The organism is Planococcus sp. APC 3906 (genome assembly GCF_030407685.1).
Classification (GTDB): domain Bacteria; phylum Bacillota; class Bacilli; order Bacillales_A; family Planococcaceae; genus Planococcus; species Planococcus koreensis.
In genome coordinates this window covers 63958-90274 of the sequence record NZ_JASDCW010000015.1, presented here as the reverse complement: position 1 = coordinate 90274, position 26317 = coordinate 63958, and the positions used below count along the sequence as shown (strand labels likewise).

Annotated in this window: 24 protein-coding genes, 1 pseudogene and 1 riboswitch; of the genes and pseudogenes, 7 read left to right on the top strand and 18 right to left on the bottom strand. The window is 46.9% G+C overall.

The features are described from left to right. Window positions 1-95 precede the first annotated feature (95 nt). A complete protein-coding gene (locus tag QMA09_RS10425) occupies window positions 96-1403 on the bottom strand; it encodes a DRTGG domain-containing protein (protein ID WP_290213077.1) in 1308 nt (435 codons plus the stop codon). A gap of 147 nt (window positions 1404-1550) precedes the next feature. Next, window positions 1551-2231: a metal-dependent hydrolase gene (locus QMA09_RS10420; protein ID WP_290213076.1), complete on the bottom strand. Its 681-nt coding sequence runs from the start codon at window positions 2229-2231 to the stop codon at window positions 1551-1553. 96 nt (window positions 2232-2327) lie between these two features. On the opposite strand from QMA09_RS10420, the gene QMA09_RS10415 reads away from it, so the two are divergent. Continuing rightward, entirely contained in the window at window positions 2328-3425 is a 1098-nt protein-coding gene (locus tag QMA09_RS10415; protein ID WP_290213075.1) for a M24 family metallopeptidase, read from the top strand. A 69-nt stretch (window positions 3426-3494) separates the two neighbouring features. On the opposite strand, the gene ald is transcribed toward QMA09_RS10415, so the two are convergent. Beyond that, window positions 3495-4613: an alanine dehydrogenase gene (ald, locus tag QMA09_RS10410; protein WP_290213074.1), complete on the bottom strand. Its 1119-nt coding sequence runs from the start codon at window positions 4611-4613 to the stop codon at window positions 3495-3497. Window positions 4614-5468: 855 nt separating this feature from the next. Here ald and QMA09_RS10405 point away from each other — a divergent pair. Beyond that, window positions 5469-5909: pseudogene (locus QMA09_RS10405) on the top strand (universal stress protein); the annotation flags it as partial. A gap of 215 nt (window positions 5910-6124) precedes the next feature. Here QMA09_RS10405 and QMA09_RS10400 read toward each other — a convergent pair. From QMA09_RS10400 to QMA09_RS10385, 4 genes are all read right to left on the bottom strand, one after another. Then, window positions 6125-7660, bottom strand: coding sequence for a hypothetical protein (locus QMA09_RS10400; RefSeq protein ID WP_290213073.1), 1536 nt, complete (start codon window positions 7658-7660; stop codon window positions 6125-6127). A gap of 226 nt (window positions 7661-7886) precedes the next feature. After that, window positions 7887-8291 carry a DUF4362 domain-containing protein gene (locus QMA09_RS10395; RefSeq protein WP_290213072.1) on the bottom strand — a complete coding sequence of 135 codons (405 nt, stop codon included), beginning with the start codon at window positions 8289-8291 and terminating at the stop codon, window positions 7887-7889. 61 nt (window positions 8292-8352) lie between these two features. Further along, window positions 8353-9729, bottom strand: a complete 1377-nt coding sequence (locus tag QMA09_RS10390; protein ID WP_290213071.1) for a M1 family metallopeptidase — start codon at window positions 9727-9729, stop codon at window positions 8353-8355. A gap of 2 nt (window positions 9730-9731) precedes the next feature. Continuing rightward, complete coding sequence (locus QMA09_RS10385; protein ID WP_290213080.1) at window positions 9732-10331, bottom strand: kinase; 600 nt, start codon at window positions 10329-10331, stop codon at window positions 9732-9734. 131 nt (window positions 10332-10462) lie between these two features. Then, a riboswitch (PreQ1 riboswitch) is annotated at window positions 10463-10506 on the top strand. Window positions 10507-10513: 7 nt separating this feature from the next. Between QMA09_RS10385 and queC the strand changes: the two genes are divergently transcribed. The 3 genes from queC to queE are packed head-to-tail and all read left to right on the top strand — an operon-like array spanning window position 10514 to window position 12305. Then, window positions 10514-11179: a 7-cyano-7-deazaguanine synthase QueC gene (gene queC, locus QMA09_RS10380; protein ID WP_290213070.1), complete on the top strand. Its 666-nt coding sequence runs from the start codon at window positions 10514-10516 to the stop codon at window positions 11177-11179. After that, entirely contained in the window at window positions 11176-11601 is a 426-nt protein-coding gene (queD, locus tag QMA09_RS10375) for a 6-carboxytetrahydropterin synthase QueD (RefSeq protein ID WP_135500159.1), read from the top strand. Before queC ends, queD begins: the two co-directional genes overlap by 4 nt. Further along, a complete protein-coding gene (queE, locus tag QMA09_RS10370) occupies window positions 11598-12305 on the top strand; it encodes a 7-carboxy-7-deazaguanine synthase QueE (RefSeq protein WP_290213069.1) in 708 nt (235 codons plus the stop codon). The genes queD and queE overlap by 4 nt, the downstream gene beginning before the upstream one ends. Before the next feature lie 47 nt (window positions 12306-12352). On the opposite strand, the gene QMA09_RS10365 is transcribed toward queE, so the two are convergent. The 6 genes from QMA09_RS10365 to cls all read right to left on the bottom strand — a co-directional run bounded on the left by QMA09_RS10365 (window position 12353) and on the right by cls (window position 19223). After that, window positions 12353-13171 carry an STAS domain-containing protein gene (locus QMA09_RS10365; protein WP_290213068.1) on the bottom strand — a complete coding sequence of 273 codons (819 nt, stop codon included), beginning with the start codon at window positions 13169-13171 and terminating at the stop codon, window positions 12353-12355. Between the two features lie 132 nt (window positions 13172-13303). Continuing rightward, a complete protein-coding gene (nhaC, locus tag QMA09_RS10360) occupies window positions 13304-14686 on the bottom strand; it encodes a Na+/H+ antiporter NhaC (protein WP_290213067.1) in 1383 nt (460 codons plus the stop codon). A gap of 336 nt (window positions 14687-15022) precedes the next feature. Continuing rightward, window positions 15023-16087: an AbrB family transcriptional regulator gene (locus QMA09_RS10355; protein ID WP_290213066.1), complete on the bottom strand. Its 1065-nt coding sequence runs from the start codon at window positions 16085-16087 to the stop codon at window positions 15023-15025. A gap of 199 nt (window positions 16088-16286) precedes the next feature. Then, window positions 16287-16622, bottom strand: coding sequence for a hypothetical protein (locus QMA09_RS10350; protein ID WP_290213065.1), 336 nt, complete (start codon window positions 16620-16622; stop codon window positions 16287-16289). A gap of 178 nt (window positions 16623-16800) precedes the next feature. After that, complete coding sequence (locus QMA09_RS10345; protein WP_135500153.1) at window positions 16801-17697, bottom strand: DMT family transporter; 897 nt, start codon at window positions 17695-17697, stop codon at window positions 16801-16803. Between the two features lie 80 nt (window positions 17698-17777). Continuing rightward, entirely contained in the window at window positions 17778-19223 is a 1446-nt protein-coding gene (cls, locus tag QMA09_RS10340) for a cardiolipin synthase (RefSeq protein WP_290213064.1), read from the bottom strand. Window positions 19224-19342: 119 nt separating this feature from the next. Between cls and QMA09_RS10335 the strand changes: the two genes are divergently transcribed. Further along, the gene (locus QMA09_RS10335) at window positions 19343-19681 is read left to right on the top strand and encodes a ZPR1-type zinc finger protein (RefSeq protein ID WP_290213063.1); all 339 of its coding nucleotides are present in this window, start codon (window positions 19343-19345) and stop codon (window positions 19679-19681) included. Window positions 19682-20268: 587 nt separating this feature from the next. Here QMA09_RS10335 and QMA09_RS10330 read toward each other — a convergent pair. From QMA09_RS10330 to QMA09_RS10320, 3 genes are all read right to left on the bottom strand, one after another. Further along, window positions 20269-20826 carry a DEAD/DEAH box helicase family protein gene (locus QMA09_RS10330; RefSeq protein ID WP_290213062.1) on the bottom strand — a complete coding sequence of 186 codons (558 nt, stop codon included), beginning with the start codon at window positions 20824-20826 and terminating at the stop codon, window positions 20269-20271. Further along, complete coding sequence (locus QMA09_RS10325) at window positions 20823-21371, bottom strand: GNAT family N-acetyltransferase (protein ID WP_290213061.1); 549 nt, start codon at window positions 21369-21371, stop codon at window positions 20823-20825. Before QMA09_RS10325 ends, QMA09_RS10330 begins: the two co-directional genes overlap by 4 nt. Window positions 21372-21518: 147 nt before the next feature. Then, on the bottom strand, window positions 21519-22766 hold the full coding sequence (locus QMA09_RS10320) for an MDR family MFS transporter (RefSeq protein ID WP_290213060.1): 1248 nt from the start codon (window positions 22764-22766) through the stop codon (window positions 21519-21521). Window positions 22767-22871: 105 nt separating this feature from the next. On the opposite strand from QMA09_RS10320, the gene QMA09_RS10315 reads away from it, so the two are divergent. Next, entirely contained in the window at window positions 22872-24542 is a 1671-nt protein-coding gene (locus QMA09_RS10315; protein ID WP_290213059.1) for an ABC transporter substrate-binding protein, read from the top strand. A gap of 121 nt (window positions 24543-24663) precedes the next feature. On the opposite strand, the gene QMA09_RS10310 is transcribed toward QMA09_RS10315, so the two are convergent. Both QMA09_RS10310 and QMA09_RS10305 read right to left on the bottom strand, forming a co-directional pair. After that, window positions 24664-25449, bottom strand: a complete 786-nt coding sequence (locus tag QMA09_RS10310) for a nucleotidyltransferase domain-containing protein (RefSeq protein ID WP_290213058.1) — start codon at window positions 25447-25449, stop codon at window positions 24664-24666. Between the two features lie 17 nt (window positions 25450-25466). After that, on the bottom strand, window positions 25467-26312 hold the full coding sequence (locus QMA09_RS10305) for a pentapeptide repeat-containing protein (RefSeq protein ID WP_290213057.1): 846 nt from the start codon (window positions 26310-26312) through the stop codon (window positions 25467-25469). Between the last annotated feature and the right edge of the window lie 5 nt (window positions 26313-26317).

The following is a 26317-nucleotide window of genomic DNA, read 5'->3' as shown; positions in this document are numbered from 1 at the left end:
TGAAATGATTTTTATTCTTTAAATAACATAAATATTTGTTTGTCTACTACCTGAAACCTCTCCTTCTTGGAGAGGTTTTTTTTGCATCTCCGCTATTATCGGTCAAGCAATTGGAACGTCAGCAACGCTTTGCCGACGATTTCGTTGTCGAATGTAACTTCTACATCCACTTTTGCTGATTTACGGCTGATGTCCAAAATCACAGGTTTAATGGAAACGGTTGAATCGAGCTGGACCGGATTTAAATAGTAGACAGTCATATTTTCCAAAGCGCTGTCTTTCCGGTTTTTTGTTTTCAAAGCGGCTGTTGCCGCTTCGATTAAAATCATGGAATAGGCTCCGTATGAAATCGACCCATAAGCGTTGGTCATTTGCGGCGTGACTTTGAATTCGAGCGCGAGCTTGTCAGCTGGTTGCTGGTTCAACTGGCTTTTGATGATGTCGTCGATTGTTTCGCCTTGCTGGGGTTGGCGCTGCGCGGTCTGGATCGCTTTCAGCACATCTTGCCTGCTGATGACTCCCTTCAACTTGCCTTGTTCATTCGATACCGGCAGCAAATCGATGCCTTCCCAGATCATGCGGTGTCCCGCAGCAGCGACACTGGTTTGCATTGAAACCGTGATCGGATCTTTTGTCATGACTTTTTCGATCATTTCAGATGGTGCGTGTCCTATAACGTCCCTTGAAGTGATGATGCCGACAAGCTTGCCATTGTCATCCACTACGGGAAATCCGCCATGCGATGTTTCTTCATTCTTTTCATGATAGCGGCTGATTGTGTCTTTTTCATTCAATAAATGGGTTTCTTCGAGGGGGATCAATATGTCTTCGGTCAACAGAATTTCTTTTTTGATCAATTGGTCGTAAATCGCCCGGTTGATCATCGTCGCCACTGTAAACGTGTCATAGCTGGTCGAAATGACCGGCAATTCGTATTCATCCGCTAGTTTCTTTACTGTCTCGGAAGCTTCGAATCCACCCGTAACGAGAACTGCGGCTCCAGCTTGCAAAGCATATTCATGGGCTTTGTAGCGGTTGCCGACAATCAGCAGATTGCCCGCTTCGGTATAGCGCATCATGTCGTCGAGCTGCATTGCACCGATGACAAATTTCGTCAATGATTTATGCAGGCCTGCACGGCCACCGAGGACTTGGCCGTCGACGATATTGACGATTTCTGCATATGTGAGCCGTTCGATATTCTCTTTGTTTTTCCGCTCGATGCGTATTGTGCCGACGCGCTCAATCGTTGAAACGAGGCGCTGGACTTCCGCTTCTTTAATCGCGCGGTAAGCAGTGCCTTCGCTGACTTGCAGCTCTTTGGCGATTCGGCGCACCGAAATTTTTTCGCCAACCGGGAGCTTTTCAATATATTGCAGGATTTGTTCGTGTTTTGTAGCCATCTTCTCACCTTTTCCTTCTGCATGCTGTTCTTTTCAGTGTACCATATTCCCTAATAAAACAATGATACAGCTGAGGCTTCGGAAAGAAATGCCTCGCAATGGTTTCCATATAAAAAATCCGGAGAGCAACGCTCTCCGGACTAGCTATCAAATTTCATGTGTGGTTCCGACTGCCATTACTATTACTTCTGTACCTTTTACCATCTTCTTGAATTTTTCAGGATCTTGTTTGATTGGCGGGAATGTATCGTAATGGATTGGCACAGCGACTTTCGGTTTGATCAGGCCGACTGCGTAGGCTGCGTCTTCCGGCCCCATTGTGAAAAAGTCGCCGATTGGCACGAATGCCACGTCAATGTCATGGCGTTTACCAATCAATTCCATATCCCCGAACAATTCTGTATCACCCGCGTGGTAAACTGTTTTTCCTTCAGCAGTGAAAAGTATTCCGGCTGGCATGCCGCCGTAAATTACATCGCCGCTTTCCGTCGTATAGGAAGAACTATGGAAGGCTTTCGTGTATTTCACTGTTCCGAAGTCAAATTCATGCGAGCCGCCGAGATTCATGCCGACTGCATCGACTCCCTGTGAGCCGAGATAATTCGCCAGTTCCACCGGTGCAACCACCTTGGCGTTTTTCTTCTTCGCAAGTTCTACTGTATCCCCTACATGATCGTTATGGGCATGCGTCAACAGAATCGCATCCGGCTGTTCGGTGTCGACATCCAGATCAGTCAGGCTGTTGCCATTGATAAATGGATCGATTAAAATCGTCTTGCCATTCGTTTGGATCTTCACTACTGAGTGCCCGTGGTATGAAAGCTGCATGAAATCCCTCCTGAGTTTATTGACAATAGTTTCAAGCAGTAATATACCCTTATTTTTGTTATGCTACACCTATAATAATTTAGAGGAGGACTACATATGAACAAAGTCAACCAATTGGAAAGCTACCTGAACGAACTCGGCATCGATGCGGCATTCATCACCAACCCGGATAATGTATTTTATTTCAGCGGATTCAAAAGCAATCCGCATGAACGGCTGCTTGGCGTGATGGTATTCAAGGATGCCGAACCATTCCTGATCTGTCCGGAAATGGAAATGCCGGATGCAAAAAATGCGGGGTGGGAAGGCGACATCATCGGCCATTCCGATACCGACAATTCCATGTCGATTCTTGCAGCCGCTGTTGCCGAACGGACGGACAGCCTAAACAAATTTGCGATTGAAAAATCTCATATGACGGTCGAACGCCATGAAGCGCTCACTGAAGTTTTTGGCGAGCTGCAAATTCTGGCGCTGGATAATCGGATCAATGCCATGCGCGTTATTAAAGATGAACAGGAATTGCAGATTCTTCGAGAAGCGGCCGAACTGGCCGATTACGCAATTGAAGTCGGCGCTAAAACCTTAAAAGAAGGCATCACGGAAATCGAAGTCATGACCGAAATCGAATTGGCCCTGAAAAAACGCGGCGTCACGCATATGTCATTCGATACCACTGTTTTGAGCGGGCCGAAAGCGGCATCGCCGCATGGCAAGACTGGCGACCGGAAAATCCAAAAAGGCGACCTTGTCCTGTTCGACCTTGGCGTCGTGCACAAAGGCTATTGCTCCGATATTACCCGTACATTAGCTTTCGGAGAGCCGAACGAGGAGCAGATCGAAATATACAATTTGGTTCTGCAAGCTGAATTGGCTTCTTTGGAAGCCGTCAAACCCGGCGTTAGTGCAGCAGAACTTGATCAAGCCGCCCGCAACGTCATCGCAGATGCAGGATATGGTGAATTTTTCACCCATCGCCTCGGCCACGGGCTTGGCATCTCGGTCCATGAATTCCCGTCGCTGCACGGATCAAACAACATGATCATCGAAAGCGGCATGGTCTTCACTTTGGAGCCTGGCGTCTACGTGCCGGGCAAAGTCGGTGTCCGCATCGAAGACGACGTGGCTGTCACTGAGACCGGCGTTGAAGTATTGACGAAATACCCGAAAGAGCTGCAGATTATCCAACCTTGATCTGCGGCATGAAAAAAGGCTGTTCCGGAAGTCATGATGCATGACTTTTCGGGACAGCCTTTTTGCTATTTAACGGGACAATAATTCATCTACCGATTTGTATTCCAATCCTTGGTCATCGGCAACTGCTTTATACGTTACATAGCCTTGGAAAGTATTGACGCCTTTTTTCAGCGCTTCGTTATCCAGCACCGCTTTTTCAAAGCCTTTATTGGCAATTTGAACTGCATATGGCACTGTTACATTCGTCAATCCCATCGTTGAAGTCCGTGGAACCGCTCCAGGCATATTTGCAACTGCGTAGTGGACAACATCGTGTTTGATGTAAGTCGGGTTGTCATGCGTTGTGATGCGGTCGCTCGTTTCGAAAATCCCGCCTTGGTCGATTGCGATATCAACGACCACAGAGCCAGGTTTCATCGACTTGATCATGTCTTCAGTGACAAGTTTAGGAGCTTTCGCACCCGGGATCAATACTGCACCGACAACAAGGTCAGCTTCTTTTACTGATTCAGCGATATGAAGCGGATTTGAAATCAGAGTTTGTACATCAGAACCGAACAAATCATCCAATTGGCGCAGGCGATCCGGGTTCAAGTCGAGGATCGTGACGCTCGCACCCATTCCGACAGCTACTTTCGAAGCGTTCGTTCCAGCAACACCTCCGCCGATCACTGCTACTTTGCCGCGTGAAACTCCAGGAATTCCGCCAAGCAAGATTCCGCCGCCGCCGTAGATTTTCTCCAGGAATTGCGCGCCGATTTGCGTGGACATTTTTCCAGCCACTTCGCTCATTGGCGTCAATAACGGCAATGTGTTGTTCGGAAGCTGAACCGTTTCATAAGCGATGCCGATCACTTTCGACTCGAGCAATGCTTTCGTCAATTCAGGCTCCGGAGCTAGATGAAGATACGTGAACAAAATCAGCCCTTCGCGGAAGAAGCCATATTCAGAAGCGACTGGTTCTTTGACTTTCATGACCATGTCGTACGTCCATGCTTCTTCAGCTGTTGCTACGATTTGTGCGCCTGCAGCCACATAGTCCTCGTCTGTAAAACCTGAACCGAGTCCTGCTCCTGCCTGGATGAAAACTTCATGGCCGAATAATGCTAAATTGACAACGCCCGCAGGTGTCATCGCGACACGGTTTTCATTGTTCTTCACTTCTGTTGGTACTCCAATACGCATTCTAAAACCCTCCAATGTCTGTTCTACAATAAATTATTGAGAAACCGGTTAAATGTTCAAAGCAAGTCCATTTTATCAGATATCCCCAGTTTCCGCTCTTCTTTTTTGAAATATGTTAATACACGAAGATATATCAGACTGTCGAGAAACTTAAATGGTTATTTTGAATTTCGCTTCAGGCGGACGCTTTCCGCGGGCCTGGCTTCAGTCTCCTCGTCGCTAGCGCTCCTGCGGGGCCTTCAGCTCAGGCTTTGCCCGCTGGAGTCGCCGCCTTCCGCTTCATTCAAAGGTATTTCTTAATAGCGAGTTATTTCTTTTACTGAAGCACACGAAAGATACACTTTCTGCAGTTTCTTTCGTTTTCTCCAGATATGAAGCAAACCAGTGGAGACGCCTGCGGGAAAGCGAGACAGCCGAGACCCCGCAGGGAGCGAAGCGACTGAGGAGGCTTGGCGCTCGCCCGCGGCAAGCGCAGCTGTTTTGTGGAATATCGGCTCCATCAGAAAAAGGATTTATCTTTCTCAACAAACTTATATATAAATCTTGCTTGTCGATATTCCGCAAACCAGCTCCGAAACGCGAAGTGCTGCAACGGTCTTCTATGTCTCGAAGCTGGCTCAGCGATTAGAGATAGAGAAAATCTTCTTTTCACTGCCCAAAGCGACCGAAGCGATATTCAGAAGCTTTCTTCTTTAGCTCAACTTATATAGTTCAATTTATATATCCAAGCTTATATACGCAATTGCAAACGTTCCGTGGCAGCAATAAATAATTTCCTAAATCTTTTACATTAAAAGAAGGAATTCTTCCTAGATTAAGAGAAGTTTATACTTATCAATTAAGGAGGAATGCATAATGACATTAAAATATTCACAGATTCTTGTAGCGGTTGATGGTTCAAAAGAAGCGGAATGGGCTTTCAAGAAATCAGTTGGAATTGCAAAACGGAATCATGCTACTCTTAATTTGGTAAACATTATTGATACCCGCTCGTTTGCGGCAATTGAAGCATATGACCGTTCGATCGCTGACCGGGCTCAAAAATTCGCAGAAGATCTGTTGAATGGCTACAAACGTGAAGCGGAAGCCGGCGGTGTTGAAAAAGTGAACATCGTTGTGGATTACGGTTCTCCGAAAACGATGATTTCACGCGAGTTGGCTGAACGGGTTTCTGCAGATTTGATCATCTGTGGTGCAACCGGCCTAAATGCTGTTGAACGCTTCCTAATTGGCAGTGTCTCGGAACACATCGTTCGTTCTGCGAAATGCGACGTACTTGTTGTGCGCACGGATGACCAAGGCGGAGAAATCGAGTCAGGTGAATTCGCTGCAAGCGACGAAGCATCTTCTGGCAGTTCTGAACCGATTGTCGGAGACAAGACGCCATTGCAAAAGTCGTCCGAACCAGTAGTAGGCGAAAATATCGATCGGCGTTAAGCATCTCAATCTTAAAATTAAAACTAAACATTCAAAGCGGCCAGTCATCAGACTGGCCGCTTTCTTGTGCCTGTTTAAAATGCTCCAGGGTATTCTGCTTCCATTTTTTTCAACAATTGCTTACGGATTGTTTCATTGTAAACAAGGTATTCTTCGATGAGTATTTTATACCCTTCCAAAGGGTCTGCTGAATTCACTTTTTCAAAAGCAGGCACTGAAAGCCCGAAATCGTAATAGTCGGTTTCACCGCTCGCTTCCGCCTCTTTTTCTGCTTCCAAGTGATATTTGAGTGCTTTTCCCGGATCCGTCAACAGGTAAATTTCAGACAAAAGCAGCAAATCATCAATCGGGAAAAGACTCATCTTGTCTTTAAGCTTTTGTTCGGTATAGGCTGCCGCTTTTTCATACTGCCCTTGCTGAAGGTACATATCCGTCATCAGCCACATCGCTTCATCGGCATCGTATTCGCTGCCTGTTTTAAGAATGTCAGCCGTATATTCCTCCGCTTCTGCGAACCGCTCCATCTCAATCGCCGTTAGCAGCCTATTGTATTTTTCATCAGCCGCTTGCTGGTCGCTGATCATTTCATCGAGGAACGTATCCTGGAACTCCGCAAGGTCCTGCTGCGTAATTTCTTCCAAAGTGCTGTAAAATTCCGCTGTACTTTTGGTCCCTAATAATTCGATTATCCGCTGTTCGCCATAGGCTTCGGCAATTGATGCCACCGCCAATGAACTTTGTGCATACGGATCAAACTCATCGGAAAAAGCGGCGTCGAAATTCTCTGGGTCATCCAAGCTATGGAAATCCACTATTTCCATCGTTTCCAAATCGACCCAGTCTGCAACGTCTTCTGCAAGATAATCTGCCATGCCTTCTTCGAACCATTGCGGCGTCCTCGTGAAATTTAAACCATTCTTTTCAGCGAATAGATGGCTTTGGTAATGGGCGTATTCATGAATTAAGATCACTTCCCAAAACGGATCATCCGGAACCAAGTGAATCGTGCGGTTTGCGCCGTTGTAGAAACCGGATATCTCTTCCATCCCACCGCTTTCTTCAAGCGAACTGTACTCTTGGTGAAACTCGATGGCGAGTCCGCCTTTATCTTGCGTGCCAAAAAAGGCATTGAATTCTTCTCTTTTTCCGGCCAGTACTCCATCGAACTTTTCGATTTCATCGGCGTTTTCTGTCGTGTGGTAATAAGCAACTCCATTTTTCGATTCTTTCTGAAGCTCCTGCTGGGTCGGAATCTGGAGGACGGTACTGGTGAACAACCGCGTCTTTTCAGTGTGAGACAATCCCCTCTCACCCACGGTGTATTCAACATACGAGTTGATGACCGCTACGAATGTGACAACGGAAAAAAGCAACACCGAAAAGACCATCAAACCGGCCGCTTCGCCTGAATTTGCAATTCGTAAAAATGCGAAACCGCCTTTGATCATGGCGTAAAAGCCGGCAACGAAAAGCACGGCGCATACCAATAACAATAACGCCGCAGCCCCCAGCCCACCGGCTAGGCCTGAACTTAATATCAAGTGATAGCTGCCAATTGATAGAGAGACCAAGGCAAATACATAGACGAAGAATTTCAATAAGCTTTTCATAGGGCCTCCCGGCAAGACGAATATGATTTTAAATTAGCATTTAAAAAGGCATATAAGCTAAATGTTTTCTATATATTAACAGTAATATAATCTAAATACACTAATTTTTTATTAATTGAAAAAAATCTTCAAGAGAGGCAAAGCATTTATGCCTTTTTGGAAGCTCTTTTTTTGCCACTTGAATCTTTTTCCCCGATTTGCGGCCGGATTTACCTGTTTTTTTAGATCATTTTCGGATTTCGATTACTGTGTATGCAGGATGTCCGCTGCAGCCGGCCAAGGTATAGCTTGTCGATTCTTGATTTTCCTTTTTTTCAATCGAACCGCAACTGCGTTCCCATTTCTCTCCTGATCCATAAGCATCTTCGGTAGCATCATATTCAAGCAAAATGCTGCCGCTGGAATTAAGCAGCGTTTCATAGATCGGATCGCCTTCAGTTGTGAAGTGTTCGATGCGCACTGCGTCTTCTTTTTTCTGTTCGACATTTTCCACGAATAGATCCAGCCTTTCGATATTTTCAAGTTCCCCATGTGTATCCCGTATAAGGTCTTCTTCCGGCCAGCCTCCGGATGTTCCACAGCCGGCCAATAATGTCAGTGTAAGTATGGATAATAACCATAAACGCAGCATGCCTTTGCCCCCTTTCTTCATTAGACGCATCAGCAGCGTACGAATTACATCTGGCAAGCCTTTATTTTAGCCAACTGTCCAGAAACTCACTTTGGTCCCCTTCAAAATAATCTTCAAAAAACAATTTAAAGTCTTCAGTGTTCAAGAACCTGAATTGAAATTCAGTGTAGTAGGCAGACAAAAATGCCAATGCCTCTTCTTGGCCACCCCGTTCCGTAAAGAAGTTCCGCAATATGAGCGGTGCTTCTCCGTAGACTGTGGAGACATAGCGGGGATCGCTGTACTCGTCAAGAGGCAAGTTCGTGTATCTCTCTGGTTTCTCAGACAGCATCGCCATTTCCGCCGAATTATAGCCGTAAGATTCGTCGCCGTAATAATCCGCCAAAAACAGCGCCGAAGCAAATTCCGTTATGCTTTCATCCAGCCAGGCATCTTCGAAAGGATCGTTGCCGACGATGTAATAAAACCATTGATGCGCGATTTCGTGCACCAGCACGGTGTCAATGGAAGCTTCGTCTGCTCCTACTTCAACGATGTTCGGGTATTCCATGTAGCCGTCATTGCCGATGATATCGAGTTCCGGAAACGGATTGTCCCCGATCGATTCCTCAAAAAAAGCGAATGCTGCCTGCGCGACTTTCGTAGAGCTTTCCAGCAATTCCTGATCGAGCGGCATGAACAGCCGGATCTCCGTCCCTTCGACTTGCACAGTTTCATGTAGCCATTGGGCTGGATTCAGCAGCGCCATATAGAAATCTTTAATCCGTTCGCCTCGCACCATTCCGGAAGAAGACGCTTGTACAATTCCGTCGTCAGCCGATGAAGCCACAAAAAATTCCTGCGGCAAGCTGTATGATACTGTGAACTCACCAAAACCTGTATGGTACGACTCCCCGGTCAAATCGAAATCCTGGATATCCCAGCCCTCATCGTATTGAGCGAGCATCGGATACCACTGGGCCAAATAGAAATTGCGATCTTCCTGTGATAAGCGCAAACCGCCTTCCGGCAGCTGTAAAGAGTAGCTGATCTCAATCATTTCACTTTCTCCAGGCTGAAGCGGGTTTTGGAGTTCAACGAGAAGCTCGTTATTTTCAAGGCTGTATGGTGTATCAGCGCCACTGCTTGAAACTGCTTCAATCTCAGATTCTGCTGACTCCTGATAAAAATCGTCCGTTTCTTCCGGATTCAAGGCGTTTGGCACAAAATAAAATCCGATGTCCTCGAATGCCACATCCGAATCGTTTGCCACTTCAATTTTTGCCGAAATATGAAAAACATCTTCGTTGTCCAGCTCGAGTTCGATATCATAGACCGCGCTTGCCCCCATTTCAGTGGCACCGGCTTTCTTTTCCTGCGCAGCAATAGCGATCCAAATGGCGATTGCTGCTAGGAAGATTAACGCCAAAGCCAAAACTGTCCATATTCTGCGGGTCATTTTCATTTCTTCCCCTGCCCTTCCGCCGTACATTCCAACACCCAATCGGCAAGCGTTTCGGGCTGGACGGTTTCTTCGTAATAGCTTTCAGCTTTCCAATAGCGCCTCTCCATTTTTCCCAGGTTCTCACGGACCTCTTTTGCTTCGCGCAAGAACCGGTTTTCTCTCGGGCATGCAAGGTATAACACTTTATCAAAATAGCAGTGCCACTCGCCGCGCTGCAGAAAAACTCCTTCTATTAAAATAAGTCCCTGCTGGGGAAGCTGTATTATTGCCGTTCGGCAAATGTCCAATTTGGCATCATAAAAGGCCAGTTCCACTTGCTTCGCTGTTTTCAACTTGCTGAAAAATGTTTCTGCAAGGATGTCCACCGGCCATTGCAGCTCATAATATTCCCGCCATTCTGCAAAACCAGTGCCGTAGCGTTTTTTCCGTTCGACGATGAAATCATCGATATGGAAGAGGCTAAGCTCCATGCCCATTGCTTTTGCCTGATTAGCAACGGCGTTGGCCAATGTCGTTTTGCCCGAACGGCTCAAGCCATCAATTCCCAAGACAAAACGTTCTTGTTTATCACTTTGTTGTATGGCGTCAAATGCCATCTTCAATCGCTGTTCCACCATTACCGACCCTTTCCATTTCACTGCTTTTATGTTTTGATTCGACAATCCTGTGCAATTCCCTTTATCTGAATGAAACCTTGCCCACATCTATGTTATTATTAACGATGTTGAAAAAAGAGGTTCGCAAACTCCCTCTCTAAAAAACTAAGGAGATGTTTTCATTGAAAAAGGAAAAAGCGGTCGTCGTTTTCAGCGGCGGCCAAGACAGCACCACTTGCCTGTTCTGGGCAATCCAAAACTTCAGCGAAGTCGCAACTGTGACGTTCGACTACGGCCAGCGCCATTCAGCCGAAATTGAATGCGCCCGGAAAATCGCGGAAGAATTGAATGTTTCATTTAAAGTGCTCGATATGACTTTGATCAACCAGCTTTCAGCAAATGCGCTGACGCGGGACGATATCGAAGTGACGGCACAGGAAGGTGAATTGCCTTCAACGTTCGTACCCGGCCGCAACCTGCTGTTCCTGTCATTTGCGGCAGTTTACGCAGATGCAATCGGCGCGCGCCAGTTGATCACCGGCGTCAGCCAGACCGATTTCAGCGGCTACCCGGATTGCCGTGACACGTTCATCAAATCATTGAACGTCACGTTGAATTTAGCGATGGACAAGCAATTTGTCATCCACACGCCGTTGATGTGGCTCGATAAAGCGGATGTCTGGCAATTATCCGACGAGCTTGGTGCATTGGACTTCGTGCAGGAAAAAACCTTGACGTGCTATAACGGCATCCCAAGCACCGGCTGTGGCGAATGCCCGGCCTGCCAATTGCGCAATGCCGGCCTCGCAGCCTACAAAGAGCGGAAATCAGCAGGTGAACTGGTATGATGCAGCAATTCTATCCTTCAGTGCCACATGGCTTCCGTTTTGAACTGAACAAAGACATGAACTTTTCGGCCGCTCATTTCATACCGAGCAAAGACGCGGGCCAATGCCAGGAAATGCATGGCCACACGTATTTCGTCAACGTTACCATCGGCGGCGACACGGTTGATGCCAGCGGTTTCCTGATCGATTTTAAACAAATCAAACAAGCGATCCATAAAAAATACGATCATTCGGTTTTGAACAACCATCCCGAATTTAAAGACAAATTTCCGACGACGGAATTATTGGCCGAACAAATCTGGCAGACAATCCAGGACTTGCTGATGGCAACGGAAAACAAACCGTTTTGCCTGCAAGTCATCGTCCGGGAAACTCCGACGAGCTATGTCATCTACCGTCCGCGCAAGGAGGATTTCCGATGAAGATTCCTGTCATGGAAGTTTTCGGACCGACAATCCAAGGCGAGGGCATGGTCATGGGCCAGAAAACGATGTTCGTCCGCACAGCCGGCTGTGATTATTCTTGTTCCTGGTGTGATTCCAAATTCACCTGGGACGGCACAGGCACCAGCGTTTCCAAAAAACCGGCAGCAATTATCGATGAATTAAAAGAAATCGGCGGCGCTGCTTTTTCGCACGTCACCATTTCCGGTGGCAATCCGGCCTTGCATAAAGGCATCGGCGAGCTGGTCGATTTATGCCACGCAGAGGACTGGAAAGTCGGTGTTGAAACGCAAGGCTCATTCTGGCAGGACTGGATGCGCGAGATCGACGACATTACGATTTCGCCAAAGCCGCCGAGTTCCGGCATGCACACGGATTTCAGCAAACTGGATTTTTTCATTGAAAACTTGGCGGATGCCAATGCAACGTTGAAAGTCGTCATTTTTGATGAAGAAGATTTCAAGTATGCGGAAGATCTTCATGTCCGCTATCCAGCGGTGCCGTTTTTCCTGCAGGTCGGCAATAGCGATACCACAACGATTGATGATGCGAAACTTGTAGCCGATCTGCTCGGCCGCTATGAATGGCTCATCGACCTCTCCGTGCGTTCGCAGATCATGAACGACGCGAAAGTTTTGCCGCAGCTCCATACACTCTTATGGGGAAACAAACGCGGCGTCTAAGAAATAGGAAAAGCACACAATCGATTTTGATTGCGTGCTTTTTGCGTTTAAGAGATGCTTTGCAATGCTTGTTTCACTGTCGCATACGAATCGATGCCGGACATATCAATGTTGCTGTTGACGATGGTCTGCGCCAAATCCGGACGCAGGCCCGCGGACACAACATGAACGCCCATGAGGCGCAATGTGCCGCCGATTTGGAGCAGCGCATGGACAACATGCTCATTGATTGTGGCGATGCCCGAAAAGTCGGCGATGACGTGGTGGACATCCTTTTCCGCAATTTCAGGTATGACATTGTCCATGATGTGTTTTACGCGCATATCATCAATAAAACCGATCAAAGGCAAGACCACAATTTCATCTGTTATCGGTACGACTGGAGCCGATAGCTTCACCAGTTCTTTTTGCACGCCTTCCTGCTTCGTTTCCGACAATCTTTCATATGCCGAAAACGTTTCGCTTAGGCTGGCATCCAGCAAATTATTGATCCGCTTGATGATGAACGCGTTTTGCCTAACAGATAATCCGAACTCTTCACTTAAATCCGTGAAGACATCCGTGAAGACGTCCCGAGTCGGCGGATAGCGAACGACAATCAGGGACAGCTTTCCGCTTTTGGCGACAACCATTTCTGCATTTTTCCTGCTCCATTCGATCAAAGCCGTCGGGATGCGATGATCGCTGTCTTGGTCAAGCACTTCGGCCAAGTAATTTAAAAACTGCACATACATGTCAATCGCCTGTTCTTTTTCACCTGGCTGAAGACTGATCGCCAGCCGGCTAACGACTTCTTCCACAATACGCGTCGATAAAGAAAGCAAGTTTCCATTTATATGGTCGGAAAAATTTTTCATTGAACTCATCGGTCTCAATCCTTTGCTATGGCTATACCTCTAATTATAACGCAAACAAATATCAAAGCGACAAGAATTTTCAACGATAGAAAAAATTACCATTTTTTTATTTTGCAACGTGTAAGCGGCAACGAAACCCGTTTATCGATTGATTACCGTCAATGTTTTGCCGGCATAGCCGAATGCAATGGTCAGTAACGGAGACAGCAGGCAGAAGAACGCAAACGGCAGATATTCCATTGTCGAAACGCCGAGCACTGAAGCGATAAAGATGCCGCAGACACTCCACGGTACCAGCGGGTTAACGACTGTACCCGCATCTTCCATCACCCGGCTCAAGTTTTTATTGCTGAGGCCGACTTTTTCGTATTGCTGTTGGAACGCTTGGCCCGTCAATAAAATAGACAGGTACTGCTCACCGATCAATACGTTGATCCCTATGGCCGTCAATGCCGAAGTCGTTATGACCGAGGAGGCTTTTTTCAATGAGCTTTCAATTTTCGAAAGCAATGTCTGGATAATTCCCAGTGTAAAGAGCAGACCGCCCATACTCAATGCCAGCAGCACCAGGCTGACTGTGAAAAGCATGCTTTCCATGCCGCCGCGCGTCAATAACGAATCGATTTCCGCGACGCCTGTCGCCGATACGTAGCCGCCGTACAAAACGTTAAAAATGTCTGAAGGGCTTGATGCCGAATGCAGGTACGAGACCGCAATCGCGCTGATTGATGTCGCTGCCAGCGCCAGCAGCGCCGGCACTTTGGCGAGCGTCATAGCTATTAAAACCACTAGCGGCAGCAGCGAGTACCAATGGACGCTGCCGGTCGCAAGCAGCCCTTCCTGGAATGTATTGATGCTGGCGTTGTCGATTTCCATACGGCTAGGCGACAATACAGCAAAAATGATAAAAGAAATGATGAATGCCGGGACCGTCGTCCATCCCATATTGCGGATATGCTCGAAAAGATTGACGCCGACGATCGATGAAGCGAGATTGGTTGTATCCGATAACGGCGACATTTTGTCCCCGAAAAACGCACCGGAAACGATTGCTCCCGCTGTAATCGCCAAGGATAGATCCATTGCAGACGCCATGCCGATAAACGCAACGCCGACAGTAGCAACCGTCGTCAATGAACTGCCGATCGACAACCCGATGATCGACACCACTGTGAAAACGATGGCAAAGAAAAAAGCAGGAGTGATGATACTGAAGCCGATGTAGATCATCGTCGGTATCGTACCACTCAGCATCCAACTGCCGATCAGCATACCGATGAAGAAAAACAGGAACACTGCACCCATCCCTGCACCCGCACCCGCCACTAAGCCACTTTCAATTTTCTGGTACGATATTTTTTTAAGCAAACCGTAGCAGATCAATAACAGGATCGAAAAGACAATCGGCAAATGCGGCACCGCTCCCCATTTAATAATGCTTACGCTGATGCTCGCCACGATGAGCAAGACCAGAATAACCGCTTCTGTTGTTGAGGGTTCGTTCACTTTTTTGATTTCAAACATGCTTGCTCCTCCTTAGATTGGCCGGATTGTTGCCTCCATGCCTTATACTGCAAAAATAAAAAAAAGAGAAAACCATCCATCCCTAAAAAATAAGGGACGAAGGTTTTCTCCGCGCTACCACCCAAATTGACAGTTCTCCAAGGAAAACTGACCACTTCATTGACTAAGCTGACTACTGATAAATGGTGTAATTCATGTACATCGACGCCTGAACTTCCACCTACCGTTCAGTCTCTGCTTTCTGCGTTCAATGCCATTACTGGACCATTCGACAACTGCTATTTACATTATATAAAAATAAATATTACCACGCCTTTTTAAGAAGTCAAGCTTGTTTTATTCCTGAAATCGATGCTTGGCATTTGCATTGTCCGCTTTCATGGCCCGGCTGCCGATTATTTTCACGAACGGCACGATGAAAATCGACAGGAACAGAATGCGGAACAATTGGAATGACGTGACGACGGTGACATCAGCATGGACCGACGCCGCAATGATGCCCATCTGGTCCAAGCCCCCTGGCACAACGCTTAAGAAGCTTGTTGAGAAACTGAGTCCGTACAAATCAGCCAGGATGAAACTGGTGCCATACGCCGCTGCGATAAAAATGGCGCTTGAGAAAAATGCATAGAAAATCAGCTTGTTCGTCAGTTTGATGTTTTCTTTTTTCAGCAGCAGGCCAATATAAATGCCGATCATCACTTGGGCTGCGTGAAGGAAAGAGCCGGGCATAACAGGCACTTCGATGCCCGCAAGATTAAAGCCCATAATGAGAAAAACAGGGCCCAGCAAATACGCCGTCGGAACTTTAATCTTCTGGCTGGCCATGCCGGCAAGATAGCCAAGCACCAGCAATGCGATCAAATACAGGGAAATCTCTCCGTGGACCGCTTGCTGCGGTGGACCATTGCTGCCGCTTGCGACGATGAATGGCACGATTGCCACGATCAGCAGCACCCGCAGTACGTGATAAAACGTCACTGCCGCTAAGTCGATGCCTTTCTGCTCTTCGGCAAATGAAATGATTTGTGAAAGGCCGCCCGGGACGCAGCATGTCATGGCAGTCGCTTTATCCGCTTTTGTACGGTTCGCCATCAATGAGCTGATCAACAGGAATAAGAAGAAAAAAGCGATATTGACCACCAGCATGGCCAAGAAATATTGTTTCATGCCCTGAATAGCATCTAACGTGAAGGCAAAACCGATTACATAACCTGCAATGACAAGGCCGCCATTCCGGATTGACGCATGCCATTTTAATTTTACGGTTGAAAATAATTGAACGGCGAGCACTGTAAACAATGGCCCAAGCAGCCAAGGCATCGGCGCGCCGATCCAAACGAAAACGCCGGCTCCCGCAAGGCCAATTACCAATGCCTTGCCCATAGAAAATAAATGCATCCCTTCCATCTTCTTTCCTCGCAACGCGAATCTATTAAAGTTGAAGCCAACTATCCGGCCATTGCATGCCCACGCTTCACTCCATCAATTAACATTATAACTTTTTTCATGCCGGCTAAATAATTTTTTCCGCTTTCCTCCAAGTTTTTGAACAAAATATAAAAAACCTGCCAACACTGGCAGGTTGCGAATCAGTTCTTTATGAAATTTCCTTCTCTTCACGGTAGGGCATAATATCTTCCGCCATGTGGCGAATTTTTCCGAGGTAGAGGGCAGCGCCGCGGGACAAAATCATTTCTTTGCCGCGCATCAAAAGACGCAGCTCTTCCACAATCTTCATGCCCGTTTCCTCTACCGGATAAGAAGGGTTCACGGACAAATGAAGAATGGAAAAATCATGATCCCCGATTTCAACACCTGCAAGGCCGGTGATGTTTTCTCCCTCTTTCCAAAAATATAATTGCTTATGTGTATTTTTTTCGTATACTTCAATCGTTTCCGATAAATGGCTTACGCTTTTATTTTTTGTCGTCAAAGATAAGAGCCCCATGGCAACTTTTTTAAATGATTTTTTGTATCTATAAAGCATCTGTCGTCCCTCGTTCTCTCTGTCAATCTAAGCGGCAAAACATCCACTGCTGATATAGCGGAAACTCCGCCTCTACCTATATTCACGAATCCCGAATAAGATAAACATAATTTAACATATTTTTTTATTTTAAAACAGATTCCACAGACTTCGTGGATTCTCCTGTTTTTTCTGGCCAATTCACCAGGAAAATTCCTGCGAATATCAGAACGCCTCCTGCAAGCAAGGTTAATCCTATTTTCTCATCCAAAATCAGCCATCCGGAAAGGATGCCGAAAAACGGCGCCAGAAATAAGAAAGCACTGACTTTTCCCGGATTGCCGTTTTGCAGCAAATAAAACCACACAGCAAATTGGACAATTGATGCCGGAATTGCGAGCCAGATCAGCACGAATATGGACACCGGATTGAAAACCAATTGCAGGTCTTCCAGCAATAAGCTTAACACCAGCAGCAGAATTCCGCCGAACAGCATTTGGTAAGCGGTCAGTACCCAGACATCGAAATCCTGCCCCCATTTTTTGATGAGCAAGGTTGCAGTTGCCCAGAAGATGGCACTTGAAATACCGAATAGCGTACCGATTTCCAGCTGCAATTGCCCGCCCATCGTGATAAATACGCCGAATAATCCCAATAGCACGCCAGCCCATTGAATAAACCGGTAATTGATTTTTAGCGCAATCGTCCCAAGGATTACTACCAATAGTGGATTCGTAAAGGTTAAGATCGCCGATTCGCCTGCCGTAATGGTTCTCAAGCTTAAAAATATACAGCCCATTACGCCAGCTGTCTGGCAAGCGCCGATCACCGTGATTTTCACCCAGTCCGAACCTTTTTTTGGATGCGGCCGTTTAAATAAGCGTACAATTCCAATCATCAGCAAGCCCGCGAGTATAAAGCGTATGCCGACCAAAAGCAGCGGAGATATGTATTGCAGTCCGATTTTTGCGACTGCAAATGATGACCCCATCAAGCTGGTTGTAAGGATCACCAATAAGGCAAACGTTATTTTGCTTTTCAATGGAACAGCTCCTTCACTGGATTGCTTGCGCAGCCAGTTTGTTTTCGGGTTTTCTGAATCTCTTTTCCCAGATGGATCTTTTATAATATTGGAGCAATCAGTTTAGCAATTCGCTGTTTGACGCGCCCCGAGATTGGCACAGCGCCAAAAAAATCTGTGTTCAGTTCTTCTGCTGCTTGGATGTCCAGTTCAAAAATCCGCACCATTTCCAAGGCCATTTCTTTATCGTAGACAAATGCATTCGCTTCGAAATTCAAGGAGAAACTGCGTTCGTCCATATTGGCGGAACCGACCGTGAAGGCCATTTCGTCGACCAGCAGCATTTTGGCATGCAAAAATCCGTTTTGATAAGCGTATACCCGAACTCCTGACGCCAGCAGGCTTCCGGCGAATGCCAGGCTGGCGTCATGCACAAAGAAATGGTCCGCTTTCGCTGGAATCATCAGACGCACCCGAACCCCACCCATGGCGGCAACTTGCAAAGCGGACATGATTGCCTCATCCGGAATAAAATACGGCGTTTGGATATCGATCGTGCGTTCTGCCCGGCTGATCAACTTCAGCATGCCGTCCCTGATTTGCCTCAGTCCGTTGTCGGGACCGCTTTCGACAATTTGCACAGCCGCTTTTCCTGGCCCTTTACTGCCAGGAAAAAATCGCGCTTCGTATTCAAGTGGATGGTGGGGTGAAGCTCCATTCCAGTCGATCAAAAACTTATGCTGCATCGATGCCGCTGCCCCGCCTGTGATGCGCAAATGCGTATCCCGCCAATAGCCAAGCCGGCCGTCATAGCCCAGATACTCATCTCCCACATTAAAGCCTCCAATATAGCCGATTTCCCCGTCAATGACCGCAATTTTGCGGTGGTTGCGATAATTAAGCCGCAGATTAATGGGCAGTTTAGAAGCAATCGATGGTTTGGCCTTGCCTCCCGCATACAGAAATTCCTGAAAATAGCTCGCCGGCAGCGCAAGTGACCCAATGTCATCATAAAGAAAATGGATGTTGATTCCTTGCTGTACTTTGCGAGTCAACAGCTTGATCAATTGTTCCCCGATGCCGTCATCGCGGATGATGTAATATTGCAGATTGATATGATCTTTAGCGGCTTCAATGTCCTGGAATAATGCTTCGAATTTCATTTTACCATCCGTATAAGCAATTACCTCATTATCATGCGTCAAAGGCGAATCTCCTGTTGCCAGATGCATCCGGACTATATCTCTGAAACGGCCGCCAAGTGGCGGATCATAACGGAAATCGCCGTTCTCCATCGCTAGTGATTGTTTTTTTGTACACCCTTCAAACGCTGGGTTTTGATAAGCTGTCTGCTGTTTGGCATCTTTTTTGGTAATCGGCTTCCCGATGAAAACGTAGAGGATGAAACCAATCAACGGCAGGAAGAAAAGGATGAGGATCCATACCCATGCAGAAGCTGCATTTTTCCGCTCATAGAAAAGGATTGCTGCAGCGAACAAGACATTTATAATCACTATCCCCAAAGTGAAATCTAACCATCCTGGCATGAGCTTCTTCTTCCGTTTCGGTTTGGAAAATTATCTTGTATATGAATTTATATTCCATTAACATTGGATTCACAGCAACAGCTATACATGTTCTGAATCAAGTTCTAAGGAGAAAATCCATGTACCCATCCATTGCCTGTCCAAATTGCCAGCAAGCTATTACTGAAGCGCACGCAAAAGACTTCAATATTCCTTTCGTTATGAAGTGCCCGCATTGCGGCGCAAAATTAAAAGAAACGAAAATTACACCTTGGCTGGTCCTATCATTGCTGTTTGCATTGTCGATATTCATATTTTCAGCTGTGAACGTACAAAATTTTCTAGCCGATTACTTTCCAGTAATCGCTAAGATACCAACTATTTTTGTTTTTCTGGCTTTCTTTTATCCTCTTTACCGTTTTTACGAAAGCTGGCATGCGCAAACTTTATTGCGCAAAGGAGAAATCCGATTGAGATGACCGACTTGCGCAGGGGCTGATCAGACTGTAGACAAAATCTAATCAAAATGAATAGCTGTATATACACCAACCGGTCTGGCCACTTCGCTTTCCGTGGGCTCAGCTTCAGCCTCCTCGTCACTGACGTGCCTGCGGGGTCTTCAGCCTTCGCTGTCCCACAGGAGTCTTCGTGGCCAGACCGGTTGTTAGCATGTATTTCTAATTAAAGAGTGTAACCGACTCATCCATTTTTCGTAAGCCTTCTCTTAAGGATTCGGAGCGCAATGCGGCGAAGGGCAAATATGTGCTCCTGCATCGCTGCGCTAGCTTCGTCGCAAAGACCATGTCCGAACTTCTTTCGGACACGATCTTTCCTGCGGAAGAACGGAGTGATGAGACCCCGCAGGAGCTTGCGACGAGGAGGCCAGCGCTTCGTCCGCGGAAAGCGTCCGCATGGAGCGCAGAATCCGGTATACCTAAGATGTAATGACTTTTTATTCTTTAAATAACATAAATATTTATTTGTCTACTACCTGCGCAGGGGCTGAACAGCCCCTGCTCTTTTTATATCTTTCAGCGACCGGCCTTTGATTATCGCTACTCTTGAACTACAAGCTGAATTCCTTGCAGATTATCGTTGCTGCTTGTTCGGCTGATTTGTCCGTATTGTCGATGCGTATGTATGGCCGGTGGCTTATTTCTCCTTCGTGGGAATTCAACCGGTGATTCACCATCGACTCAAGCAGATTCTTTTCAGAAGCTGCAATATCTCTTTTTGTGGGTTTAAATGCAAGGCGCGCTTCTGTTTTATTGCGAAAAATCCTTGTTGCCGTGTCTGCTTCAAGCTCCACAAAATACACAGAATGACCGGTCGACTCAAAGATTTCTTTTGTATTATTGATAAAGTCCCAGTCTTCTTTCCGGTCGAATTCCCAAACCATTGTAAAAATCGCACCTGTTGTATCTCCAGCAGCTAGAGATTTGAACATCTCTTCGCGGAACAAAGCAGAAAGGCGGAACGTTTCTTCGCTGAAGCCGAAAAAAGGATGCAGCAATTCCAGCGTCATGTGGTTATGGAGCAAAGGAAAGCCGGTCTTTTTTCCAAGTTCTTGGCCGACGGTCATCTTTCCGGATGCTTGTGGACCAAATATGATCACGAACTTCATTTCTGCAGCTCCCTCCATTCACTTTCCAGCACTCCGTAGAGAAGTGAATCGCGCCAGCCGCCTTTCATCTTCAAGGCATCACGGATCCGCCCTTCGCGCTGCATGCCGATTTTCTCCAATAATTTCTGTGAACCCGTATTGTCTGGCGCACATGTAGCTTGAATGCGGTGCAGCGCTCTGTGCTTGAACCCGAATTCCAACAGCAGCTGTGCCACTTCACTGCCGATCCCTATGCCCCAATAATCGGGATGGAGGATATAGCCGATTTCTCCGCACGAGTTCTCGAAACTGTCGTACCAAAGTTCACCCGCCCCGATCACTTTTTCCGTTTCCTTCAACACAACTGCCCACACAAAGCGGCTTTGCGGCAACTCTTGCGCATCTTTCAGCACATCATTGATGTAACGTCTCGTATCTTCTACTGTATTTGGGCCCCAGGGCTGGAACTGCGTCACTTTCTCCAAAGACGCATAGCTATGGACCGCTTCCAGATCTCCGCTGCGCAATTCCCTTAAATAAATCCGGCTGTTTTCCAGCATCTCCATTTTCAGCCCTCCTAAGTTCAGAATTTTGATTATAGTTAATATATTTTAGCATATGCATTACAGCTATGGTCCAATTTTGCCCCAGTCTTTTCCAGCGCAAAAGAAAAAGCCGTCCGCTCCGGTGAAGGAATGGACGGCCGCCATAGGCTAGATTTTCGACAATTCCATTTTCCTGCCAGCGGGTTTCCGGATGAATAAGCCGCTGTATACCAAAAGCGTTCCGGCAATCAAAATGGCACCAATGTAGACCGACATCATCGCAGGCATCAAAAATGCACCAATAATGATCGTGGAACGGGCAAGCATATCCGCTCCGCTGAATGATACACCGGAAAACGCAGAATAAGAGCCTCTTTTGTCATCCGGCATCATATCCGCTTGCCTTGTATTGAGCACTGGCGAGTAAATAAGTTCACCCAGCGTCGCGATTAACGTGAAGCCGATGAGGACATACCACGTATCAGCGGCAGTCATAACGACATAGCCAATGCTGTACAAGAGCAAACCGAACACCAGGACATGGCGTCCTTTGAAGCGGTCTGCGATTTTATTGACCAGAAAAGTCAAACAAACGACCAGCAGCATATTCTGGATATTCAAGATGCTGAGCATGCGCACGCCGCCGATATCAAAGCCGCCAACACTGATGGTCTGGAAAGTTTCAGCAAGCCGGACGCCGATATAGCTGTTTAATGTGAATTCAGCTGCAAAGATGAACATCGAACCCGCCACCACTTTCGTAAACGGTGCATCTTGGACAGCCACTTTATAATTCTGCAGGACATCGACGAGCACATTGGCGTGCGTTTTTGCGAGCAGCTCCACTTTGTCATCTGTCAGCCAGATCCCGTAAGCAATCGGCAAGCAGCTTGAAGTGATGGTCAGCAGCACGAACAATTCAATTTGGTGATTGACGTACAGCAGCCCGCCTAGCGCTGCTCCGATCGCCATAGATAAATTCGTCAGCCAATACTCGATAGTAAAGACAGCTTTGCGGTTTTCCGGGGTTGTGGAATCAATTATGATGGCGTGCATCGCCGGACGGCCAAGGCTGCTCGTAATGATGAATACCGTGTAGGCAGAGGCAAAAAGCCAGATCAGCCGATTTTCGGGAAGCAAGCTTAATGCCATGGACAGGAACATCAACGCACTCAATGTGGACGTCACGACGACCACCTTTTTCCGTTTAAAGCGGTCTGAAATATAGCCGCCTATTAAATTGATGAAAAAGCCGACAACTACTGTCAGCATAAGGAAGGTGCCTGCCCACACCTTGCCCATTTCTTCAGCGAAAAACAATGCCATAAAAGGCATGACTGCTGAAAAAACAGCCCTATTGAAAAATGATGTCAATAAACGTACTTTAATATTTTGCGGGTATTCGTTCCAGCGCATCTTGTCATCCCCTCCTTGCTTAGTTATATTAAACTAGACACAATAAATTAAAAATGGACAATTTTTTAAATTTACGTCCACTTATTGCAATTGAGGAGGCCCCGCATGGATAAATTATTATTGAAGTTATGGCATTCGGTGCCTTCCGGAGAAACCAGAAAAGAGGATGTAGCTGGCATTCTGGGATTAAGCACCAAGCAAACCGCACGCTATTTGAAAAAATGGGCGGAAGAAGGATGGTTCCGTTATACTGCTGGAAGCGGCCGCGGCAAGCTCTCGACTCTTTTTTGGCTGAGGGATGCCGAAGAGGTTTTTATGGAACATGCTGTGGAAATAATGGAGCAGGAACCGGTTGAAATCAGCAGCAAATATTTATTGTTCGACTGGTCCGACGGGGCTAAGCAGCTGCTGCTCGAGCGTTTCCGCAGCAAATTCGGCTTTTCACAAAACAGCGGAGAAATTGCCAAACTGATTATTCCCCGCCGGTACAAGCTGGCGACGATGCATCCATTGGAAATGGCGGATGTCCATAGCGCACATTTCGTCGCGACTGTTTTCAATCGCCTCGTGAGGGTTGATGACACAGGAAACGTTTCGCCTGAACTTGCGCATAGCTGGGATCTTTCTTGGACCCACCTGCGGCTGTACTTGAAGAAAGGCGTAAAATTCCATGACGGTTCGATTCTGACAGCGGAAGACGTTGCAGAATGCCTTAACCGCATGCGCACGTATCCGAATTTTAAGGAATTATGGGAGCCGGTAAGCAGCATTTCCGTCCCTGCCCCGCTCGTTGTCGATTTGCACTTTCCCGGAGGCTGCAGCTATTGCCTGCACATGCTTGGCATGATGAACTCCAGCATTTTCAAAGAATCCAAAGGCATTTTATTGGGCAGTGGAAGTTTCTATGTGGATGACAGCCATGAGCTGAAAACGGTGTTGAGGGCTTTCGAAGATTATTATGGAGAACGCCCGCTATTGGATGAAATTGAATTTGTCCAAGTTCCAAAAGATATCGACATTACATACCGGTCATCGGAAACCAGTGAAACCGAGGAGACATTTTTGGTTGAAAGCGACTCAGGCGTCGGCGTGGTCTTTATGAACAGTTTTCGTGATTCGCCGATCCGCCGCAAAGATGTGCGGGACTTTATCCATTACACCATTGCGAAACAGCGCCCGGCAATCACTGAAGTTGACCCGCGTATTTTGCCGAATGGCGAAGGGCTTTTGGTTGGCTATGGCCAAAACTTTGTTCCACCGAGGGTGCCGTTGCCAAAACTTGAAAGGCCAATCCTCCTCAAAACTACCGGTTATCTTGAAGATACCGCTATATGGCTGAAAGACGTATTGGAACAAGAAGGCATCCCTGTAGAACTGGTTTTGATGCCATTCGAAAAATATATGTACGATAATGGCCCTGATCAGCAGGCTGACCTTTATATACACGGAGAAGTTTTTGAAATGAACCAGGATTTTTCCTTTTTCTATTTTTTGATCAACGGCCTGTCTCCTCTGCGGCCGATCATACCGGACAAACAACAGCTGGAACAATTGGTTCTGCGCTACCGGACGACACCTTTTGAAAACTGGCATTCATTGAATCGTGAATTCGAACGGACTTTGGTTGAAAACTCCATAATGGTACCCTTGTATTACGGAAAACGCCAAATTCCTTTTTCGGCAGAATTGACGAACGTCAACATCTCGCATTTCGGCTACGTCGACTTTTCAAAATTATGGGTACGTCCGAAAGTGGATAATAATCATATTATGTAATCTTTAATCCAGAAATTACATTAAGAAAATAAAAAAGCTGATTCCACTGTTCTTTTGAACAGCGTTGGAATCAGCTTTTTTATTAGACAATTTTCTCAAGCTTTTTATTGCTGATGGAATTTCACATTCCTTTTTCTTCGCTTGCGTAAAGGTCCAGCATGCTTTGCAGCAGCGTTTCGATCTGCACTCCGTCTGCCAGATGCTCTTTGATCCACGGAAATTCATTCTTGATGAGCAGGCTCATAACTGCAGCCGATTCGGCATGGCGGGAAGGTGTCATCGCCTCAAAAACCGCCTCCATTTGCTTAAAGAGCTCTGTCGGCAAAGCATGCTGCAGCGTTTTCAGCCCCAATTGCGCTCTTTCAGGTGCGTATCTGTAAAGCAGCACCCGGGCTAAATGCTCTGCAGCATTCGCCAGCATTTTGACAGCCCAGATGCCATTGCCGCGGGAAGACGCTTTTTTATATTGGAATAAAAACCAGGCCACATCATTCACATGATCGCGGTATTCACTTGCCTTAAGTTCCAGTCCTTGCGTGTCAATGAACGCCGTTAGCCGGTCTTCTGGGTCATGGAGAACTTTGAAAAAGTCTTTCCCTGTAAATGTTTCCGGTGTCACAGTGAACAAGTCGATATGCAGAAAATCATCGAATACGGCTATCAGCTGCGGAGCAACGATAAAAATATCATCCTGGAATATGACAGGCCGGTAAGCTTGCAGATGCACCAATCGATTTCCCAGGAATTCCTTTTCATCTTCTTTTTCCACAAGACAGTATAGATCGATATCCGAATGCTCATCATACTCATTCCTGCCCATCGACCCTTTAAGGAATATCGCCTTGACCCTCAGGTCTTTGCGCAGGCTGTCTGTAATTTTTTGAACTGCGGTTTCCTGTGGCAGCATGTCGTTCCTGCTTTCTGTTAGAAATTTCTTTGGCCTTTTGCCCAATGGGATGGCCTGTTGATATGTTCCGGCAGCTTTGTCCGGCTGTCTCCAATAGCAGCATTGACTTGTTGTTGAGTTAAGAAAAGACTGTCGGTCAAATCAGCGCCGCTTATATCGGCATCTCGCAAATCGGCGCCAAGAAAATTGGCTTTGCTGAAATTGGCCAGCCGGCAATTGGCCGCAATCAAGTAAGCGCCTGTGAAATCAGCGTTCACTAAATTTCCGCCTTTCAACTCCGCGCCCATCAGTTCTTTGCCGCGAAAATCCTTAGCGGCTTTGCTTTTTTTCGAAGCTTTTTGCATATGCATTCCTGCTTGCGCCAATAAGGGGCGGACCGTGTTTCGGAGCGCAGCGGCATCAACGGCTATTAGATCATCCGCCGCCAATCCGGACAGCCGCTTTATTTCTGTGAATTGCCGTTGAAGCTCCTGGCCCAATGGTTCCGGACATGGCATTTCCCTGGCCTCCATTAAATACCACAGCATTTCATGCAGTTCGATCATCACCGGCAAAGTGCTGAACATCTTTTGTGCAATTTCCGGATGGCCTATCCAGTCTTTTCCTCCAAACGTCTTTTGGGTCACTTGCTGCCCTGCGCCGTAGCACTCAAATGCCACACAGCCTTTGAAGCCGGATCTCAAGAGCTCACCGTGGATGCTGCACCGGAAATCCCTCTGCAGGTTCTTGCATGGCTTGCCTGCTGCTTTGTCGTAAGCAAAATCGATTGAAGCCGAAAAAGCCAGTGCTGTACAGCATAACCCTGCACAGCTGGAACAATCCGCACGCAGGCTTTCCCGGTGGAATAGCTGCTTATCCGCCATGCAAT